This is a genomic window from Congregibacter variabilis (assembly GCF_045689235.1).
Lineage (GTDB): Bacteria > Pseudomonadota > Gammaproteobacteria > Pseudomonadales > Halieaceae > Congregibacter > Congregibacter variabilis.
The window spans coordinates 1922440-1940676 of the sequence record NZ_CP136864.1; the positions used below are offsets into that span (position 1 = coordinate 1922440).

General features: G+C 54.2%; 20 protein-coding genes. 11 read left to right on the forward strand and 9 right to left on the reverse strand.

Features of this window, described 5'->3' with window-relative positions; translation table 11 throughout:
• Positions 1-60: 60 nt before the first annotated feature.
• The 9 genes from leuS to R0135_RS08480 all read left to right on the forward strand — a co-directional run bounded on the left by leuS (position 61) and on the right by R0135_RS08480 (position 8607).
• Positions 61-2520 carry a leucine--tRNA ligase gene (gene leuS, locus R0135_RS08440; protein WP_407349815.1) on the forward strand — a complete coding sequence of 820 codons (2460 nt, stop codon included), beginning with the start codon at positions 61-63 and terminating at the stop codon, positions 2518-2520.
• A 10-nt stretch (positions 2521-2530) separates the two neighbouring features.
• Positions 2531-3061, forward strand: coding sequence for an LPS assembly lipoprotein LptE (gene lptE / locus R0135_RS08445; RefSeq protein ID WP_407349816.1), 531 nt, complete (start codon positions 2531-2533; stop codon positions 3059-3061).
• A 9-nt stretch (positions 3062-3070) separates the two neighbouring features.
• Entirely contained in the window at positions 3071-4105 is a 1035-nt protein-coding gene (gene holA / locus R0135_RS08450; RefSeq protein WP_407349817.1) for a DNA polymerase III subunit delta, read from the forward strand.
• A 1-nt stretch (position 4106) separates the two neighbouring features.
• Positions 4107-4517, forward strand: a complete 411-nt coding sequence (locus R0135_RS08455) for a GFA family protein (RefSeq protein ID WP_407349818.1) — start codon at positions 4107-4109, stop codon at positions 4515-4517.
• Positions 4518-4639: 122 nt separating this feature from the next.
• Positions 4640-5497, forward strand: coding sequence for a translesion DNA synthesis-associated protein ImuA (gene imuA / locus R0135_RS08460; RefSeq protein ID WP_407349819.1), 858 nt, complete (start codon positions 4640-4642; stop codon positions 5495-5497).
• A gap of 79 nt (positions 5498-5576) precedes the next feature.
• Positions 5577-6014 carry an OsmC family protein gene (locus R0135_RS08465; RefSeq protein ID WP_407349820.1) on the forward strand — a complete coding sequence of 146 codons (438 nt, stop codon included), beginning with the start codon at positions 5577-5579 and terminating at the stop codon, positions 6012-6014.
• 215 nt (positions 6015-6229) lie between these two features.
• Positions 6230-6436: a DUF2788 domain-containing protein gene (locus R0135_RS08470; protein WP_407349821.1), complete on the forward strand. Its 207-nt coding sequence runs from the start codon at positions 6230-6232 to the stop codon at positions 6434-6436.
• Between the two features lie 161 nt (positions 6437-6597).
• On the forward strand, positions 6598-7947 hold the full coding sequence (locus R0135_RS08475; protein WP_407349822.1) for a Y-family DNA polymerase: 1350 nt from the start codon (positions 6598-6600) through the stop codon (positions 7945-7947).
• Between the two features lie 279 nt (positions 7948-8226).
• The gene (locus R0135_RS08480; RefSeq protein ID WP_407349823.1) at positions 8227-8607 is read left to right on the forward strand and encodes a hypothetical protein; all 381 of its coding nucleotides are present in this window, start codon (positions 8227-8229) and stop codon (positions 8605-8607) included.
• Positions 8608-8791: 184 nt separating this feature from the next.
• On the opposite strand, the gene R0135_RS08485 is transcribed toward R0135_RS08480, so the two are convergent.
• The 7 genes from R0135_RS08485 to R0135_RS08515 all read right to left on the reverse strand — a co-directional run bounded on the left by R0135_RS08485 (position 8792) and on the right by R0135_RS08515 (position 14607).
• Positions 8792-9352, reverse strand: coding sequence for a lipocalin family protein (locus R0135_RS08485; RefSeq protein ID WP_407349824.1), 561 nt, complete (start codon positions 9350-9352; stop codon positions 8792-8794).
• A 68-nt stretch (positions 9353-9420) separates the two neighbouring features.
• Positions 9421-9879, reverse strand: coding sequence for a methyltransferase family protein (locus R0135_RS08490; RefSeq protein WP_407349825.1), 459 nt, complete (start codon positions 9877-9879; stop codon positions 9421-9423).
• A gap of 9 nt (positions 9880-9888) precedes the next feature.
• Positions 9889-10140 carry a hypothetical protein gene (locus R0135_RS08495; protein ID WP_407349826.1) on the reverse strand — a complete coding sequence of 84 codons (252 nt, stop codon included), beginning with the start codon at positions 10138-10140 and terminating at the stop codon, positions 9889-9891.
• Positions 10141-10254: 114 nt separating this feature from the next.
• Positions 10255-11451, reverse strand: coding sequence for a hypothetical protein (locus R0135_RS08500; RefSeq protein WP_407349827.1), 1197 nt, complete (start codon positions 11449-11451; stop codon positions 10255-10257).
• 3 nt (positions 11452-11454) lie between these two features.
• The gene (locus tag R0135_RS08505) at positions 11455-12855 is read right to left on the reverse strand and encodes an MBOAT family O-acyltransferase (protein ID WP_407349828.1); all 1401 of its coding nucleotides are present in this window, start codon (positions 12853-12855) and stop codon (positions 11455-11457) included.
• 91 nt (positions 12856-12946) lie between these two features.
• Positions 12947-13768, reverse strand: coding sequence for a class I SAM-dependent methyltransferase (locus R0135_RS08510; protein WP_407349829.1), 822 nt, complete (start codon positions 13766-13768; stop codon positions 12947-12949).
• On the reverse strand, positions 13765-14607 hold the full coding sequence (locus tag R0135_RS08515; RefSeq protein WP_407349830.1) for a lipase family protein: 843 nt from the start codon (positions 14605-14607) through the stop codon (positions 13765-13767). Before R0135_RS08515 ends, R0135_RS08510 begins: the two co-directional genes overlap by 4 nt.
• A gap of 94 nt (positions 14608-14701) precedes the next feature.
• Here R0135_RS08515 and R0135_RS08520 point away from each other — a divergent pair, with 94 nt between their 5' ends.
• Positions 14702-15481 (forward strand): SDR family NAD(P)-dependent oxidoreductase, encoded by a 780-nt coding sequence (locus R0135_RS08520; RefSeq protein ID WP_407349831.1) that lies wholly within the window; start codon positions 14702-14704, stop codon positions 15479-15481.
• 56 nt (positions 15482-15537) lie between these two features.
• A complete protein-coding gene (locus R0135_RS08525) occupies positions 15538-16437 on the forward strand; it encodes a neutral zinc metallopeptidase (RefSeq protein WP_407349832.1) in 900 nt (299 codons plus the stop codon).
• Between the two features lie 41 nt (positions 16438-16478).
• On the opposite strand, the gene R0135_RS08530 is transcribed toward R0135_RS08525, so the two are convergent.
• Both R0135_RS08530 and R0135_RS08535 read right to left on the reverse strand, forming a co-directional pair.
• Entirely contained in the window at positions 16479-17672 is a 1194-nt protein-coding gene (locus tag R0135_RS08530; protein WP_407349833.1) for an NAD(P)/FAD-dependent oxidoreductase, read from the reverse strand.
• Positions 17665-18237: a DUF1415 domain-containing protein gene (locus R0135_RS08535; protein WP_407349834.1), complete on the reverse strand. Its 573-nt coding sequence runs from the start codon at positions 18235-18237 to the stop codon at positions 17665-17667. The genes R0135_RS08530 and R0135_RS08535 overlap by 8 nt, the downstream gene beginning before the upstream one ends.

Here is an 18237-nt window from a genome sequence, read left to right on the forward strand (position 1 = left end):
CGGGAAAAAGGCGACCAGTAGCGCCACCCAACTGCCCTGACCTAGTGCCTGAAAAAACCCATGGAACATTATTACGATCCCCAAAATCTTGAACGTGACGCCCAAACGTTCTGGAACGAGAATCGCAGCTTTGCCGCTCGAGACACTCTCGAAGGCGAGAAGTTTTACTGCCTGTCGATGTTCCCCTATCCCAGCGGCAAGCTGCACATGGGGCACGTCCGCAACTACTCCATATCGGATGCCATAGCGCGCTACCAGCGAATGCTGGGCAAGAACGTGCTTCACCCCATGGGTTGGGATGCCTTTGGTCTGCCGGCAGAAAACGCTGCCATCGCCAATAAAACGGCTCCGGCAAAGTGGACCTACAGCAACATCGGGCACATGCGTGAGCAGCTCAAAGCACTGGGATTCAGCTTTGACTGGGAGCGAGAGCTGGCAACCTGCACTCCTGAGTACTACCGTTGGGAGCAATGGTTTTTTACCCGGTTGTACGAAAAAGGCCTGGTGTACAAAAAGATGGCCACGGTGAACTGGGACCCTGTGGATCAGACGGTGCTCGCCAATGAGCAGGTTATCGATGGTCGTGGCTGGCGCTCTGGCGCACTTATTGAGCGGCGGGAAATCCCGCAATGGTTTATCCGCATCACGGCCTATGCCGAAGAGCTCTTAAGCGATCTGGATAAACTCGAGGGATGGCCAGATGCCGTGCGCACGATGCAGCGCAACTGGATTGGCAAAAGTCGCGGTGTAGAGCTGGCTTTTGGCCTGGAGCAGCCCATCGCTGGGCAGGAACGTATCGAGGTTTATACAACTCGACCGGATACGCTGTATGGCGTGACCTACGTGAGTCTTGCGGCAGAGCATCCCATCAGTCTTGCTCTGGCCGCCAACAAACCCGAGCTGGCCACGTTTATTGATGATTGTAAGCAGTCTTCGGTAGCAGAAGCCGATATGGCTCAGGCCGAAAAGCGCGGCATGGATACGGGACTCCGTTGCATCCATCCCCTCACCGGGGAGCAGGTACCTGTGTGGGTCGCAAACTACGTGCTCATGGATTATGGCTCCGGGGCGGTCATGGCCGTGCCAGCCCACGATGAACGAGATTTTGAATTTGCCTGCAAATACGACCTCCCTATCAAGACTGTCATCTGCGATGAGCAGGGCCAGGCGGCCAATGTCGCAAAAAGCGCCTATACCGAAAAAGGCGCTCTCACTGCGTCCGGCGATTTTGATGGCATGGGATTCGACGATGCTTTCGAGCGCATAGCCTCACGACTAGAGGAACTCGGGGCAGGCAAAATCACCACACAGTATCGCCTGCGCGATTGGGGTGTTTCACGTCAGCGCTACTGGGGCACGCCCATCCCGATGCTGAATCTCCCTGACGGTGGTGAGATTCCCATTCCAGCGGATCGCCTGCCGTCTCTGCTCCCGGAAGACGTGGTCATGGATGGCGTAGCCTCACCTATCAAAGCAGACCCCGAATGGCGGAAATTCAACCTTGATGGTCAGGAATGCGAACGCGAAACGGATACCTTTGACACCTTCGTACAATCATCCTGGTACTACGCGCGTTTCACCTGCCCAGAGTTTGCCGACGGCATGCTGGACAAAGAACAAGCCGACTACTGGCTACCGGTAGATCAATACGTCGGTGGTATCGAACATGCCATTTTGCACCTGCTCTATGCGCGGTTCTTTCACAAGCTCATGCGTGACGAGGGGCTTTTGAGCTCTGACGAGCCTTTCACTCGCCTCCTCACCCAGGGCATGGTGCTTAAAGACGGCGCCAAGATGTCAAAGTCCAAGGGCAATACGGTGGACCCGCAGTCTCTCATTGACAGTCATGGCGCCGATACCGTGCGCCTGTTTAGTTTGTTCGCCGCGCCGCCGGATCAGTCTCTGGAATGGTCCGAAGATGGTGTGGAAGGCGCTCACCGCTTTGTAAAGCGTCTTTGGCGCCTCGCGCACGAACACACAGATCAGGGGCCCGCTCCGGACTTGGACAGGGACGCTCTGGGTGATGTTGAACGTGATACCCGGCGCAAGATTCACGAGACTATCGCCAAAGTCAGTGATGACATGGGAAGACGCCAAACCTTTAACACGGCTATCGCTGCAATTATGGAGCTGTGTAATGAACTGGGTCGCCTGCCCGGCGACAGCCCTCAGTCCCGCGCAGTCATGCAAGAAGGCCTGGATTCTGTAGTACGTATGCTGGTTCCCATCGTTCCACACATTTGCCACCATCTTTGGGGGCTTCTGGGCGGTGACGGAGACGTTTCCTACGCGACCTGGCCATCCGTGGACGAAACTGCACTGGTGCGCGACTCTTTAGAGATTGTGGTGCAGGTCAATGGCAAGGTGCGGGCGCGCATGGAAGTCTCCGCAGATGCCGACAAAGAGGCCCTGGAAGCGGCGGCTCTTGCACAAGAAAATGCCCAGCGCTTTATGGAAGGCAAAACCGTCCGTAAGGTCATTGTAGTGCCCGGCAAACTAGTCAACATCGTGGTCGGTTAGACTGAATACCATGCTCATAAATCGCAGCGACAAAAGACTTACACGCCCTCTGGCCATCGTGTTGCTGTGTCTGGGTCTTGGGGCCTGTGGTTTTCAGTTACGAGGAACCGGCGGCGGCTCAGCGCTACCCGCAGAGTGGCGCAGTATGTACCTGGCATCTAACGATCCTAACGGAGAGCTCAGCCGGATCGTCGAGTCCACCTTCAGTGCCAGCGGTATCATCTGGGTCGACCGCGCAGAGGCACAACACATCCTCCGACTGGGGCCCGAAACCTTCATCCAGCGCAACCTGTCGGTGAATGCCCAGGCCCGGGCCGCGGAGTTTGACCTGCAAATGAGCGCGGACTTTATGGTGTTCGACAGCACAAAAACTCTGGTCATGGAACGCTCTACGGCGAGCGTGAACAAGCAAATGGAGAACGACCCGCAGAACGTAGTGGGTAAGGCCGAAGAAGTGCGCGTCTTGCGTGAGGAATTACGCCGCGAACTGGCCGGCCAGATCCTGCGCCGTATCAGCTTCTTTGCGGCCAACGTCGAGTAGCGAATACCCATGCGTGTTTATCCTGAAAAGCTCGCCCAGGACCTCGATAGAACGCTACACCGTGTCTACCTCGTCAGTGGTGATGAGACGCTGCTTGTTCAGGAGTGCGCAGATCAGGTTCGTGCGGCTGCAAGGCGCGCCGGCTGCCATGAAAGGCATGTGGTAGACAGCAGTGATCGTGGCTTTAACTGGCAAGACCTGACTCAGGATTCGGCCAGCATGTCACTGTTCGCCGAGCAGCGACTGATGGAACTGCGTATACCTAACGGCAAACCCGGCGCCGAAGGTAGCAAAGCCATATTGGAATACCTTGCGCACGCGCCTGAGAGCGACATTCTGCTGATCGTTGCCGGCAAGATCGACAAAGCCAGCACTAACAGCAAATGGTACAAAGCGCTCGATCAAGCTGGTGCCACGATTCAGTTGTGGCCTGTGAATGCGGATGAACTCCCCCGCTGGCTTGAGGGCCGAGCGCGAAGCATAAATTTGTCCATTGATCGAGATGGCCTGAGCCTGCTTGCTGAGCGGGTCGAAGGAAACCTTCTTGCCGCTGTGCAGGAACTGGAAAAACTGCGTCTGCTCGCAGGCGACTCCACGGTAACGGCAAAACAGGTCGCCCACGCGGTGGCCAACAGCGCGCGTTTCGATGTATTTACCTTGATTGATGTTGCGCTGGCTGGCCGCTCCGAAGACAGCCTTCGCATGCTTCACGGGCTGCGCTCTGAGGGAACCCAGCCTCCGGCCTTGCTCTGGGGACTGGTGCGGGAACTGCGCCTGCTCCGAGCTTTGTTACAAGCGGTCGCTGCCGGCCGGCAACCCATGCAGGCGCTGAACGAAGCCCGGGTCTGGAAAAGCCGACAGTCCGTCATTCAGGCCGCCATGCGTCGACACACCATAGCAAGCTGCGAAGAACTGCTGTCCCTGGCCGCTCACGTTGACGGATGCATCAAAGGCTATGCTCAGGGTGACGCCTGGGAACACACAGAGTGGCTGATCATAGGGCTTGCCCAAAACGGTCAGCCAAGGCTGCGCAGGCCTGCCTAGCATGGCGACGCCCCTTTCAGGTGCCTGTAACTGCGGTGCGGTGCAGTTTGAGATAAACACCGATGTCTCGGATGTCTACGTCTGTCATTGTTCAATCTGCCGACGCTCCACGGGTAGTAACGGTATCGCAGTAGTCGTAATTGATAACGACGCCTTTCGCTGGACTGCAGGCGAAGACAGTATCGCAAGCTGGAAAAAACCCAATGTCGACTGGCAGACCTGGTTTTGTCGGCAGTGTGGCTCACGCCTCCCCGGCGCTAATGACGCGCAGCGCATGTTTGTCCCGGCGGGACTGCTTGGCGAGGGCAGCGAGTCCCTCACGGTAAAACATCACATCTGGGTGGACTCCAAGGCGCCCTGGGATGAAATCGGCGACAGCGGCTGTCAGCACCGGGAAGCCTTCAAAAGTTAGCTCACTGTAAAAACCGTGATCCAGTAAACATGTCTCAATAGGCGACAGGTCAAAAGTATTTACTTGCGTGAAGGCGGCTTCCAGACTACTGTTTTTATATACAGTACTTTTGGAGAGCAACAATGCATCAGGATCCGGGCAGCACCTTACACAGCAACCCTCTTAATAACCCACACAGTAATCCGGTTAGCCCGCTGCCCGGACGTTTAAGTGGAAGGGAAATCCCCGAAAGTTTGCACACGGTCATCAGCCGACGAGATACCTGGCTTGGATACGGCAGCCGTGCCTGCGATCCAGCTATCGATACCCAACAGGGCAAAGGCCAACGCAGAGATGGCGCGGCGAACAGCGACATGCACTACCATCAGCGTATCCCCACCGGATTTGGAGCGCTGGACGCACGCCTGTGTGAGCAGGGCTGGCCTCTGGGAACCTGCATAGAGGTTCTCAGTGATGCCTCTGGCATGGGTGCCATGGGCCTGTTTCTCCCCGCCATGGAAGAACTCAGTCAACAAGAGCGCTGGCAGGCATTTATTGCCCCACCCTACACACCCTACGCACCTTTACTGGCGGCACGCGATATCGATACCCAGAAGGTCCTTCTCGTACATCCTCGTGAGCGCGAAGAGTTGTTATGGAGCACCGAGCAAGCTCTACGCAGCGGCACCTGTAGTGTAGTTTTTAGTTGGCTGGGCAACGGCGAATATCGCTACGCCGAGCTGCGGAGACTCCAACTGGCAGCTGCACGAGGCAATACACTGGCAGTCCTTTTTCGCTCCCAGGAGGCCGCACACCAGCATGCCCCGGCTGCCCTGCGTTTACAGATGAATGCGTACCGCCAGGTGCATATACTCAAGCAACGCAGCGGATTGCAGGGCATTGATGTCTATCTGCCACCGGAAGATGACGTGCCACATCAGCCTCAGCTTTGGGAGCTTCCAAGAGATACGGTATCTCCTATCAATCGGGCGGCATCATAATTTGTAGAAAACCTCCCTATTCCTGTGACAGACGCGCTGACTTAAAATGAGAGCATTCAGTAAAAGGAGTGAGCGCAGCATGCAAGATTTCCCTCATCACTATCAGGTAAACGGCAGTGCAACGGCAGACAGCCCTGTCGTGCTTAAAGCAGACAATCTGTCGGAAATTGTAACGGCGCCACCGGCTGAGTTTGGTGGCCCCGGTGACAAATGGTCCCCAGAGGCATTGCTCGTAGCGGCAGTCGCGGATTGTTTTATCCTGTCTTTTCGGGCCATAGCACGAGCATCCAAACTGGACTGGAGCGATATACAGTGCAGCGCTTCCGGGACCCTGGATCGGGTAGAGCGCGTAACACAATTCACCGCCATTAGCGTAGAAGCTACGCTAAGCGTTCCCGCAGATACGGATGTCGAAAAGGCCGAAAAACTGCTACACAAGGCGGAGCAAAGCTGCCTGATTACCAACTCACTAATCGCTAACAGCACCTTGAGCACAACGATCACCGTAGAAGATTAAATTTACGCCGGCAGCATCGGCACAGCACTTCGCAGCGAAGCTTTTTATAGGGGCCTTCAAAAGCCCGCAGCACTCACTCCCAAGCTGCTAGCAGCCTGTTAATCAAATCGGCTGCAAGCTGCTTGAGTTCTCATGCTCAGGGCCCTGAGATACGTTCTGTCATTCAGGCCGTATAAGCCGAGAGAACCTTACTTTTAAGCTGTGGAAAAATACTTATGGATCAATGGCTCACAGAATACGGCGTCACTATTGGTGTCGGTGGCCTGATTCTGTTTATGGTGTTCATCATCTGGGATCTCGCCAAGCGCAGTAACGCCGGTGTTTTTGGAACCATGATTCTCTACCTCGCTCTGGCTCTGGGAGTGCTTGGCTTTGTGATCAAAATAGCCATCAGCTACCTTCTAGAGCGTGGCATGAATTAATTAGCGGGCTTTCCGCTCCGGAGCTATCGCCATAGGCAGAAAAATTAAGTACTGTATAAATATACAGTACTTAGAATTTCAGCATGCAACTCTGGTTATGCCTTCGCCTTAGCGAATTGGCTGTTCAATGTCTTCCTCAGCGACGCCCCCAAGCGCTCGCCGTGATAGATCGGCAGCGGATTTATGCCGTCAACGCCACGGCCAGTCTTCTGGGACTTGAGCCCGGCATGGACCCGGCCAGCGCTCGTGCGCTAGCCGGAGAAAACCCTCTACAACTGCTCCCTCGAGACCCCGGTATGGAAAGCAAGGCCCTGGAGAGCCTCTGCTGCTGGGCCTATGGCATCACGCCGCATCTATACCCATTCAGAGACGACTGCCTGATGCTTGAGATTGGCGGCTCCCTAAAACTCTTTGGCGGTAGCGACGCAATTCTTCGACACTGCAGGCAGGGCTTAGCAGGCCGAGGTTATAGTGCCGACATTGCACTAGGCATAACGCCCCTGGCTGCCTGGGCGTTTTCCCATACATCACAAGGCAACAGCTCATCAAAGGACTACTCCCAGCGCGAGCAGCTCGAAAACCTATCCCTACAGACTCTCGAACCTCTTCACGAGCAATTTCTGGCTTTGCAACGCAGTGGATTCAGCACCCTGGGCGAAATCCTCGCGCTACCCAGCGCCTCTCTAAGCCGACGCTGTGGCAGTCAGTTTAGAGAGCTTCTCCAACATCTAAGCGGTGAGGTCATCGCTCCGCCAGTGCATTTTGAACCTCCAAGCTGCTTTGCAGACAGCTATCCGCTGGGTTATCCCGTACGCAATCAAGACGAACTGGGGCCGGCGCTAGAGCAACTTCTGACATCATTGGACGATTATTTACGCCAGCGACAGCTGCAAACCCAACAAATCATCTGGCACTTTTCGGGATTAAATAATTACCGGGAATCCCTGAGCGTACGCACCAGCGAAGCGCGTACCCCACGACAGGATTGGTATCGTCTGACCCGACTACGCCTGGAGCGGCAACCCTTTGCGCAGGAAGTCGAGTTAGTGCAGTTGCGCGCCGACCAACTGGAATCAGCGCAGCCAACCAGCGGAGACCTGTTTAGACAGGCGAGCCAATCTACATCCACCAGTCAGCTGGTGGATCTTTTGAGCAATCGCCTGGGCTCTCAGGCGGTCAATAGCCTTCATCACCGCGATGCGCATTTACCTGAACACAGCTCAAGCAGCGCCCCAAGCGGAACAACAAGCCCATTGCGCCCCGGTAATACGGCTCAGCGCCCCTTCTGGCTACTCTCAGAACCAGAGCCGCTGCGCCATGAAGGTCAGGCGCTGTTGTTCTGGGGTAGCCACCTGGAGCTGATTTACGGGCCCGAGCGCATAGAAGACGGCTGGTGGGAGAACAGCACCAGTCGTGACTACTTTGTCGCCCGCAATACCCAAGGCCAACGCTTTTGGGTGTTCCATGAACGCCGACAACAGCGCTGGTTTATGCAAGGTTTCTTTGCATAAAGGGTAAAAAAGCTCGAGCAAATATGACAAATTTATTACAAATTTATGAAAACTATGGATTTTTGACTCATAGCCAGCGTAAACTGCAGCTCTGCCTATCATAGCTTTATGTCATTTATGTGACAGTTTCAGGGCTCAATGTGACAGGCAGAGTTAAAGCTAGGCATAAAATTTAAACCTTAGGTGCAAGCAAACCCCACAGAATCTGAAGGATAAGAACGGCCCGAAGAATCAAAGTATTTGCATGACCCGCATCGCCGTGAGGCGAAGGAGACACTAATGTTGAACACACAAAAAATAAATGCCCGTGTGCTGAAGAATAGCCTGTTAATCACAGCCACTGCCTTAGGACTCTCGGTACTGCCGCTACAAGCCAGTGCAGAGATCACCCAAGACTGCATTCTCGAAGGCACAGTAGATATGCGCAAAGCCGAAGAGCTTGGGCAACCGGTCTACGTCAATTTTCGCAATGCTCGCCGCGGCACCGAAGCTGGCTGCAGCCTGAATCGCCGCAGTAAGAGTCGACGGGTACAGTTCATCAGTAGCCCGGACACCAGCAACGTCAAAGACGCAGCTCACGGCAGCAAAGTTCGCTACCGTTACATCGAACGCGACAATCAGTCAGGTAACTGGGAGTTACTGGAAGCCCAGGGCTTCTAGGATCGTTACACCCGGCGTAGCGGCGTCTAAGTACCTGCCATGCCTCCGACCAAGTAGCTGACCGAATAGCTGGCAATATAATGTCCCGCAAAGTTTGCGGGATATTATTGCGCGCCGATTCCACAGTCTTTTCGTCGTGTCCTAAGCGTCCATCACGCCTCTGACAGCTTCCCTGTCCTTTAGATTAGCCGTCATCACCACTCACGGGCGCGTGATCCACCCATATCAATTCGTCGGTATCAAACCCCAGAGCTGACGCACTCTTCACAAATTCAGCACGAACCGCGTCCGATACCGTTGGTGTTCGGGCAAGCAACCACAAGTAGTCGCGATTAAAGCCTGAAACAAACGCATAATCGTAATTCTCCCGTTCCAACTCAAACACCACATAAGATGCGTAGAAGGGGCCGAAAAACGATACTTTAAGATGTGCCTCACTCTCAGGCCCTATAAATCGCGCCTTACCCTCAATATCACTCCATTGCTGATCTTTGGTGTCAAAACCTCGATTAAACACCCGAACTCCGCCATCTTCTCGCCATGCATAGTCTGCAGTGACATTCGTCAAACCCCGTTCAAAGCTATGATCAAGGCGCGCAATCTCGTACCAACGCCCAAGATAGCGTTCGGCCTCAAAATTCTGTACCGGCATCACGCCATCGGGTGTGCCAAGACAAGCTGAGAGTAGTGTCAGCAAAGCTGCCAGGGCGCCCAAGCGCGCTACTCGCGAAAAACTTTTATTCAATACGCAATACATCTCTTATCCTTTGTCAGTCTTAACTGGCCTGACCAGCGAAGATGCAATTACCCCGCTTAGAACCAACGACGAACACTTTGCTGGTAGCGTGTATATGCGTCTCCAAAACTTTGCGCCATAAACCGCTCCTCCGGAATTATCTGAAAGCGTGTCATGTATGCCGCAAACGCCACGGGCACAACAAACGACAATCCGCTACCCAGATATAAACCCAAGGCCACAAGAACCAGCAGCATGCCTAAATACATAGGATTACGAGTCCGGCGATACACCCCGCTAATAACCAGGGCAGTCGCTTGCTCGGGGTAGCGTGGATCAACTGTCGTCTTTGCTCGCCGAAAAGCAGCAACACCCAACAGCGCGATGGCAACGCCCGCCAGCAACAACAGCGCCGACAGACTCGCTCGAAATGGCAAGGTAAACGTCAGCACAGTGTCCACGCGATCGAGCCCCCAGATGGCGCTCCCGGCAAGAAGAAGCAGGACCACCGGCGGCAACTTTAGCTCAAGGCTCATAGTGCGAGTTTACCGCTTTTTACGGCGCAACTGATGGCTGAATTTACTACAGCGTAAAGCGCGAAACTCGTCCTCATAGCGGCTGCGCGACTTTCGCCAGGATGCCATTTGAGTATGGGAGCCGCCCCCGCGCCGCAGATGGGTATAGCGCTCTATCTTCTCTTGGAGATAAAAGCAGCGCTCCAGCGTCTTACTGTTTTTTGAGGCTGCAGACACCGGCGGCATGCCAAGCAACACTAAAATGAGAAATACTCTGAACATCGTTCAATGCTCAGGGTTATCACGGCGATCTGGAACATCAAAAAAGGCCTAGTGCCGTCAGATGCCGGCCATCCCGAACTAACACCAAATCAGGAGTGGCAGAGACTCTCGGGGCTAAAGCGCCGCGTTAGCCAACATATACAGCGGGGCGCTGGGGATTCCTCCATCATGAAAGAGCACGATAAGGTCATCCGGCTTTACACGCTCCATGATCTGTTGAAGAAACAGCGCTGCTTCCGACTCCTGCAAAGCATTCAGATTGATATGCGTCAGTGACTTAAAGCCCGGCGCCAAATGTGGGGCCACAAACGCGCCGAAAGAGTTCGATAACAACAGAGCCGAGCGATTCGAGGCAGGTCTGGCTGACACATAGGTGCCAAAATCTCTCGCCCTACTGTAATAGCGCGTTACCCATTCGGGCTTGCCACGATTAACACTCACCCGAAAATCTGCGTAGGGGTAGGTCCACGCCTGCACACTGCGAACGAAACCCATGACGCGCATATCGGCATTGATCATCTGCAGCCTGGCGCCTTTGGAGTAAGCGGTACCGGGATCAATATCCAGCGACCGTAACAAGCCGGCAGCGAATACATGATTGATCTTGCTTGCCGAATGAAAATTTCCCGGCGGATAAAAAGCCGGTTCATTACGCATAGACAGCAGCTCCTCGACGGGGAAGTGAACAGCGTAATCCTTCCCCGAAGCGCGTTCCCTTAGTTGCCCTGCCGCGCTCTGCAGTGGATCAAGAGCCAAACATGCTTTTCGATGCGGAGCGGGGACCGTCGCAGGAAGCTCCTGTGGATATAGCAAAGGCTTGGACGGCACGATCGCATAGCTAATCGATGCGCCGTACTCACGCACTGCCGAAGCAAAAGCCGCCATCGCTCTTTCGGTCTTTTTGATATGCGGGGTGCTGGGCCGACATATTTTTTTGATTGCCGCATACGGACGCGTTGCACTGTGAGCATTAAAAAACACAAAACCATCATCACCCACATCGACATTTGCAATGGGGCTGTCGCTAAACACATAAAACTGCAGCTGACGGTAGATCTTATTGAGCGGCGTAGCGAAGCCAATATGGTCGTCAATAAAAGCCTCTAGATCGGTGAAAAAGTGTTTCGAGGACTTCGCCTCTATCACATTGGGTAGTACCGCCAACTCGCGCTTTTCCCAGCTCTGGCGGGCTTTATGGTTGGTAAAAAACCCGGCGACAGCCGGCAAAAGAAAGGCCAACGCCACACAGACGATCATCAGCCTTGTATGGCCGGCGAATACTACGATTTCGCTTTGCTCTCGATGGCTCACAGTCTAGAACCTGAAATAGATAAATGGATTATAGGTGCCCGACATGATGTACATCGAACATAAGAGAAACAACGCGAGGGCCACTCCACCATTTAGGACATGGTGCCATGTACGCGCTGTGTCTCCCTCGGGACTGTCTTCGCCATTTCTAAAAGTCTTTGTACGCTCGAGTATCGGCATACAAAAAATCAAACCAAGGAGCATAAAACTCAGGTTCTCGGTGCTCACAAGACGCACAAAGCTAATTCCCTTACCCGGTACAGAGGAGAACATCGCCTGGAGGTAATAACTCGCCTGAGAAAAATCCTCCGCACGAAAAATCACCCAACCGATCATCACCAGCAGGAGTGCGTACCCGTGCTGTGCAGGACGCGGCAGCTTTGACAATATCTGCCCCAGCCCCGCACGCTCCACTGCCAAAATCACACCATGAAAAACACCCCAGACAACAAAAGTCCAGGCTGCCCCGTGCCAGAGGCCGCAGAGCAGGAACACGGTAAACAGGTTTACGTAGGTCCGCAGATTACCTTGCCTGTTTCCGCCCAAGGGTATGTACAGATAATCCCGGAACCAGGATGACAGCGACATGTGCCAGCGCCGCCAAAATTCAGTAATTGACCGGGAGGTATAGGGAAAATCAAAATTCTTGGGAAAGTGAAAGCCCATTACTCGACCAATCCCGATGGCCATCAAAGAGTAGCCGGCAAAGTCAAAGAATATCTGAAGAGTGTAGGCGGCGATGCCAACCCAGGCGTTAGCCGTAGAAAGCTGCGCCGGCGCCATCCCAAAAGCCGCATCAGCCACTTCAGCAGCATTATTGGCCAGCAGAACTTTGTAACTCAAGCCAAGAACAAACAAGATGATACCGCGATAGACATCGTAGCCCGAGATCGATCGTTGCCTGATCGCTTCGGCGACCGTCGCGTAACGTACGATAGGCCCCGCAATAAGCTGCGGAAACATCGCTATGTAAAGTGCCAGGTCAAAATATGACTTGGCTCGTGGGGAATCGCCGCGATACACGTCTATGAGATAAGAAATCGACTGAAAGATGAAAAAGGAAATCCCCAGCGGAAGATGAGGTATCTCTTGCTCGGGTATGGGAATTTCCAAAACGCTGGCGAGCAAAAAACCGAAGTACTTGTAGTAACCCAGAACCAGAAGGTTAACCGTCACTCCCAAAGTCAGAAAATGTGCACGACTACCGCCTTGCTCGAGCCGCTGCCCGACCCAATAGTTAAAGCCAACTGTCAGTAGTAGTAAGAGGACATAGGCGCCCTCGCCCCAGGCAAAAAACAACAGGCTAAAAACCAGCGCAGTGAGATTTCGCCATGGCAGCACCGCGTAGCACAGCAGAAACAATGGCAGAAAAACAAACAAAAATGAGGTGGTAGAAAAAACCATAACTAAGGTGGCAAAGGACTCTCGCAAGGACCGGCAGTCTTATAGCAGGCCACTCTGCGATTTGCGAGCGCCGAGCTCCCTGACCCCTTAGCTAGAGCGGCTGAATCTTTACCAGTAGTGGCACCCAGTACTTGGAACCGGGGAGCATTGGTAGCACCGAACTGGCAAGGCGCGGCGCACCCCGAGGGAATTTCGGATAATCAATCAGTTCGATACTGCAGGGCTTTCGCACCCAGCCTTTGAGTATTGTACGCAAAGAGAATCGATGGACACCCCAGGGCATCACCGGCGTCCGGTAGTGACGAGTCAAAGGTAAGCCCCTGGCCAAAACTGACGCCCGGGATACCCAATAGGGAATGACATCAAACACCAGCTGACACTGCGGAAAGCGCATAGCGATATCGCTCAGCAGCTCCCTCACCTCACGCTCCTGAAAGTACATAAACAAACCCTGCGCGGCAATAAGCACAGCTTGATCCTCTGAAACCTCATCCATCCAGGCGCGATCGGTGGCAGAAATTGCGATGTGCCTGTGCCGCTCATCAGGCCTAATGAAACGCTCGCGGATAGCTATCGCTTCCGGCAGATCCACCGTGTACCAAGTGCAGGACTCATCAGCTATTCGATAGCGCTGAGTTTCCAAGCCCTCCCCCAGGTTCACGATGTTTCCACCGGGATGACGCGCGATGAACGCAGACACTAAGCGATCGAACATTTGCGCGCGCAGTGCCGCCATAGGGTTACTTCGTCCAAAGCTGCGCTCAAAGTCATAATCCAGGCTTTGGTAGATCTCCACCGCTTTGGCATCAGGAAAAACGCCATCCGCCCGCATCGCTTCCTCAGCGCGGCTGTAGAGTGTCCACAACATGGTTTCCGGTACATCGACGAGACCGGGCTCTCGGAAGTCACTCATCGACTTTTCTGGCGCTCCTCGCGCGCCAGGTCCTCAATAAGCCGTGGGACATAACTATCATCATCTTTAATCAATAGATGGTTATTCGCGATATCGAATCGCTTGCCCGTCATTTCAACAAAGCTCTTCAGTGCCGCAATGCGCTCATCCAACCAGGAACCTTTGGTGCGCTTCCTGTGATTGTGTTTGAGTATGATCCGGTTTCCGGGATGACTAAAAAAGGGCTCCGGAGGTAAATGCGGCACCAGGTCGCCAGAGTTCACAACGCGCCAGTGTGGCGCCTTGATCTTTTTATTCAACTCTTTGGCAAACTCCGCGTCACCGGGGCGCGGGCTGGCAAAGGTATAGATACCGTACACATCAATGCCGTTTTCCAACAACATTCCAGCGAAGAGAGAGCATAGAGCCCCCCCCAGACTATGCCCGGTAATCCAAACCTTCCGCGGTTTTTTCGGGTCAGCTCGCAGCACTTCAGTTAACTTGATAACAGTCGGGAACAAGGCGTCCTGGAAACCCTCATGAGCGCCGGTCTTGTCAAAAGGCCCGGGATCCTGAGAGGCCTGAAAGTTTGCAAACCAATCACTCCCGGAATCACTGCCACGAAAAACCACAACAATATTGCTGCTGTCAGCCATGAGAAAACACTGGGTATCAATATCCGGTTTCTTCTTGCGCGACACCAAGGCTAAAAACTCATAGCCCCAGGTGCTTTCGACACACTTTTTTATGGAACGCTTACCGGCATAAGAAAGCTGACAGGCCAGCGCCAGAGACAGCGCGTTTTGCGGGTCGTAGGCATCCCTGCGCCGCAAGGCCCTAAAATGCTCCTCGTACTCCATGCGCCCTACCCCTCAATTGAGATGCGTATTCGTCTGAGCATTATGACGCTATGCTGAGGGCTTGCGAGAATAATATCTGATAAGGAAATCGGTGATGAGCACAGCCAAAGAGAAATTAGCGGGCAAAGTAGCACTAGTTACCGGAGCTGCCTCGGGAATAGGCGAAGCCTCCGCTCGGAAACTCTCAGCCGAAGGTGCAGCCCTGGTTCTCAGTGACATCAACGAAGCAGGTGCAGCAGCAGTGGCTTCAGAGCTGGTTGCCGCTGGAGGCAAGGCCATCTCAAGCCAGCATGATGTCCGGCAGCCCCAGGACTGGGAACGCGTGCTTGCAATTACCATCGAGAACTTTGGTGGTCTGGACATTTTGGTCAATAACGCAGGCATTGCCGCAGACAACACGGAGCTTATGAAGCTCGAGCTGGATCAATGGCATAAGGTGACTTCGATTAATCTCGATGGAGTTTTTCTGGGTATGCGTTACGCCGGTCCGGCTTTAGAACAGCGTGGCGGTGGCTCAGTGATCAATATTAGCTCCATCCTGGGCAAGGTGGGTTTTCCCGGCGCTGCAGCGTATTGCGCCTCTAAAGGCGGCGTAAGTTTGTTGACCAAATCTGCGGCACTGGAATGGGCACCTCTGAACATCCGGGTCAATTCAGTGCACCCAGGCTTCGTCGAAACACCTCTGGTGATTGAAGCTTTGCAGAACGATGACGATGGCGTCGCTGTGCGAGAGCTTCTAGTCGCTGCGCATCCTCTGGGAAGGCTCGGACAAGCGCAAGAAATCGCAAACGCCGTGGCTTTTCTTGCCTCCGACGAATCGAGCTTTATGACCGGCTCAGAACTGGTGATAGACGGTGGTTACACCGCGCAGTGAATTATCAATGCCAATTTTTGCACAGCTAATTGCAGTAACACACAAAGGAGCAGTTCATGCGCTGGAAGGGTAATCGACGCAGCGACAATATCGACGATCGCCGAGGACGACGGATACAGCGCTCTGGCGGGTCGCAGCGTTCAATGGTACCGCTGATAATGCAGCTAAGCCGCAGTCGTGGCGGGTGGATGGTCATCGTCATTGCCGCAGGCCTGATGTTCTTTACCGGCACTGATCTAAAGACATTGTTAGGACTCATGGGTAACGAAGCGCCGCCATCAGCGAGCGTACCCGTAGAACAGTCCGCACAAGAAGCACAGACCGTCGACTTCATGGCGACGGTGCTCGCCGATACCGAAGACACCTGGGCAGTGCTCTTGGCGAAAGGACCAAATCCTTATGTCGAGCCCAAGCTGGTTCTTTACCGCGATAGCACGCGCTCAGCCTGCGGCCTGGGTCAAAGCGCCATGGGACCGTTCTACTGCCCCGCGGACAAAAAAATCTATCTGGATCTGTCGTTCTTCGAAGAGCTCAGTCGCCGCTATGGTGCCCCGGGAGATTTTGCGCAGGCCTACGTGCTCGCACATGAGGTCGGGCATCACGTGCAGACACTGCTGGGAATCAGTGCGCGCACCCATGCCGCTCGCCAGCGCGCATCCGAAGTCGAAGCCAACCGCCTGAGCGTTCGCCAGGAACTACAGGCCGATTGCTTTGCCGGACTATGGGCAAACCATGCAGATCGCGCCCGCCAGATTCTGGAAACAGGAGATGTAGAAGAGGCTCTGGCAGCGGCAACAGCGATTGGTGACGACACTTTGCAGCGCCAGGCCCAGGGTCGGGTTACACCAGACTCATTCACCCATGGCAGCGCTGAACAGCGTCTGCGCTGGTTTATGGTAGGTTTGGAGCAAGGCTCGCTAAACAGTTGCGATACCTTCAATGCAACGGTGCTGTAAGTCAGGCAAGCACAACGGCACGAGGCATCAATCGCAACACCCTATATGTGCTGACCACAGCACCACCCGGATGCCCAGGCCCATTGAAAGTTATAGCCACCAAGCCAACCGGTGACATCCAGTGCCTCACCGATAGCAAAAAGGCCGGGCACTTGTTTGAGTTCAAATGTTTTAGAGGACACTTCGTCGGTATCAATCCCTCCCAAGGTAACTTCGGCTGTTCGATAACCCTCACTGCCCCCCGGCATAAAAGACCAGGCGTTCAAGCGCTCTCCGATAGCTGTTAGCTCCGGTGGAGAAAAGCTGCCGATCTTCTGGTCCGCAAACCAGCTGCCCGACATAAGCTCTACCAGACGCTTGGGAAGATGTCCTTTTAGCAAGGTCAGCAGACGCTGCTGTGGATTGGACTCCCGTGCTGTCGCTAGCCAGGCGGCCGCATCAAGATCGGGCAGCAGGTTGATATCTACCGTCATACCCTCGCGCCAGAAAGACGATATCTGCAGTATGGCGGGACCGCTGAGACCCCGATGGGTAAACAGCAAGTTCTCCCGAAAGCTCTCACCCCCGCAGCTTGCGACCACCTCGGTCGAAATCCCTGAGAGCGCTTCATAGCGTACTTTGTCACTGGAGTTCCAGGTTAGCGGCACCAAGGCTGCACGCGGTGCATGCAATTTAAGGCCAAGATCTTTCGCCGTGCGAAACGCCAGGTCGCTGGCAATCTTGGGCATGGATAATCCGCCAGAAGCGATGACAACCTTGCTTGCCCGGTACTGTTTTTCTTCAGTAGCGACACCAAAGCCATGTCCCTCGTTGGGGCTGATGGCCGTGACTTCCTGGCGAAGCCGAATCTCGACCCCCGCATAGGCGCACTGCTGCAACAACATAGCGACAATTTCCTTTGCGCTGTTGTCACAAAACAATTGTCCAAGCTTTTTTTCGTGATAATCGATGCCGGCTGTCTCCACCATTTGAATAAAGTCTGATGGTGAAAAACGCTTCATCGCAGAAATACAAAAATTGGGATTCTCGGACAGGTAATGCTCCCGAGGATCCGCAAACAGGTTTGTGAAATTGCAACGCCCGCCCCCGGACACCAAAATCTTCAGCCCAACCTTTGGCCCCTGTTCTAGCAGCAGAACCCGCAAGCCACGATACCCCGCACTGATGGCGCACATCAGGCCGCTGGCGCCGCCGCCAACAACAATCACATCATGCGTCGACGTATCCTTAGTCATCAAGGCAAGCCCGCCATAGCTTCTCTAGCGCCTCTTTGCCCAGTGAGTTAAGCGTGTTGATATTGGTCGCAGGAATGGAGTCTATGTCCGGGTGCCCGGCCACAGCACGCTCCACACTGTCCTCGCGAAGCAGATGCAGCATGGGATAGGGAGAGCGATTGGAGTAATTTTCGGCGTCCTCGGGGTCAGTGCCGGCGAACTGGTATTGCGGATGAAAGCTGGCGACCTGATAGACCCCTTCAAGCTCTAGCTGCTTAAGCAGTAGCTCACAGCGACCAAGAAAGTCGTTAAATTCGTAAAAGTCACCGAGCACACCGGGGTGCACGATAAAGGTAGTTTCAATCTCAGCGTGCTGCTCCATGTGCTGCAACTCCGCCGCCAGCGCATGCAATAGCAGTTCATCATCTTTGGCATCGCAAAGAAAAAACCTAACGCTCCCCCTATCCAGCTCACGCTTGGCAAAGGGACATAGGTTGTACTTAACCACAAGGCGTTCTATCCAGACACGGGACGCGGCCAGGGCATGATCACTCAGAGAAACAACTCCTGATTGGATATTAATCAA